Source organism: Paratractidigestivibacter sp., from assembly GCF_052362415.1.
Classification (GTDB): domain Bacteria; phylum Actinomycetota; class Coriobacteriia; order Coriobacteriales; family Atopobiaceae; genus Paratractidigestivibacter.
This window is the reverse complement of the sequence record NZ_DAWEMK010000057.1, coordinates 1-2,041: the sequence shown is the minus strand read 5'-3', so window position 1 is coordinate 2,041 and position 2,041 is coordinate 1. Positions and strand designations below refer to the sequence as shown.

The 2,041-nt window shown below is 67.0% G+C and carries 2 protein-coding genes; both read left to right on the top strand.

The features are described from left to right. Positions 1–235: hypothetical protein (locus ACT84W_RS06760; RefSeq protein WP_444328654.1), on the top strand; the 235-nt coding region annotated here is incomplete at its 5' end. Between the two features lie 146 nt (positions 236–381). Continuing rightward, positions 382–2,041: peptidoglycan D,D-transpeptidase FtsI family protein (locus tag ACT84W_RS06755; protein WP_444328653.1), on the top strand; the 1,660-nt coding region annotated here is incomplete at its 3' end.

Genomic DNA, 2,041 nt, shown 5'->3' with positions numbered 1-2,041 from the left:
GGCCGCAGCCGAGCAGCAGGCCCAGGCCGAGTCGGCGGCAGCCGCCGCCCAGCAGCAGGAGGCCTCCGCCGCGGCGGAGCGTTCCGGCGACCCCAACGACACCGACGCCTCCGGGATCGCGTCCGCGATCGAGGCGGCCCTCGGCTCCGCCGACGGCTCCCAGCAGGCCGCGACGGCTTTTGGTGATGCTGCGCAGTCTGCGGACGCGGCCGTCGCGGACGGTTCCCTGTCGTAGACTTCTTCCTTGTGAGAAGAGATAACGGTTCATATCGCCGCGAAAGCGGGTCGCGCGCCCCCGAGGCCTCGTATGACGAGGCCTCGCGTTCGCGTTACGGCAGAAGAACCTCGGACGGCCCCAATATGGGGACGGGCGAGGGGAGGATGCGCATACTCATCGCCCTGGCCGCCGCGGCCTTCGTCATCGTGTTCCTCCGGCTCGTCTACATCCAGGTCGTCGACGGGCCCAGGCTCGCCAAGCGTGCCGAGGACCGCCGGACGAACGTCGTCACCCTGAACGCCAAGCGCGGCACCATCTACGACCGCAACGGCAACGTCCTTGCCATCAGCGTCGACTGCAAGGACATCGTCTGCGACCCGACGACGGTCATGAAGACCGTCAAGAACGAGAAGGGCAAGACCTCCCAGACGACCGACGGCGCCGCGGACGACATCGCGGACGTGCTCGTCGAGGTCCTCGGCGGCGACCGCGATACCTATCTGGAGGCGCTGACCCGCACGGGCACCCGCTACGCGTACCTCTCGAAGCGCGTCGACGTCTCGAAGGCTGACCAGGTGGCGCAGGAGCTCTCGGACAAGGGCCTCTCGGGCGTCTACTACGAGTCGAACACCAAGCGCGTCTACCCCTACGGGACGACCTGCGCTCAGATCCTCGGTTATGTGAACCAAGACGGCGCCGCGCTCTCGGGCCTCGAGTACTACTACGACGACGTCCTCAAGGGCAGTGATGGCCAGCGCGTCTACGAGGCGAGCCGCAACGGCACGCCCATCGCCGGCGGCGTGTCGGACACCATCGCGGCGCGCAACGGCACCGACATCGTGCTCTCCATCGACATCGACCTGCAGGAGGAGTGCGAGTCCATCATCTCGGAGGGGGCCAAGACCTACGAGGCGGAGTCGGGCTCGGTCATGGTTACCGACCCGAAGACCGGCGAGGTCTACGCCGCTGCCTCGACCCCGCTGCCCGACTTCTCGAACCTCGCCGACGCCTCGGCGCTCAACCTCAAGCTCGTGAGCGACTCGTTCGAGCCCGGCTCGGTCTTCAAGGTCCTCACGACCTCCATCGGCCTCGAGACCGGGACCCTCACCAAGGACACCACCTTCAACATCCCCGCCGAGGTCCTCGTCGGCGACGACGTCGTGCACGACGACGACAACCGCGACTACTCCGAGGACATGACGGTCGAGCAGGCGCTGGCCAAGTCCTCCAACGTCGCCATGGCCTACTACGTGCAGAACGTCATCGGCTCGAAGAATTTCGCCGACGGGGTCCAGAAATTCGGCATCGGCCAAAAAACGGGCATCGACTTCCCCGGCGAGGCGGCGGGAATCGTCAGGGGCTACGACGACTACGACGGCTCGACCGCGGGCTCCATGGCGTTCGGCCAGTCGCTCGCCATCCCGCTCGTCCAGATCGTCCGCGCGTTCGGCGCCGTCGCCAACGACGGAGTCCCCACAACGCCGCATTTCCTTGTGTCCAAGGGCGGCGATGAGGTCGACTGGCCGGTCGGCGAACGCATCATAAGCAAGCAGACCGCCGACACGGAGACCGAGATGATGCGCGCCGTCATGACCGACGGCACCGGCGTCAACGGCGCCATCGGGGGCTACGACATCGCCGGCAAGACCGGCACCGGTGAGCAGGCCGACGAGAACGGCGGCTACAAAGAGGCCCACTTCGTCGCCTCGTTGTGCGGATTCGCGAACGCCGAAGATCCGCAGGTGCTCGTCTACGTTGGCCTGAACGGCATCCCGTACCTCGCGTCAGACTCCGCCGCGAACGTGTTCCGCGACGTCATGGAGC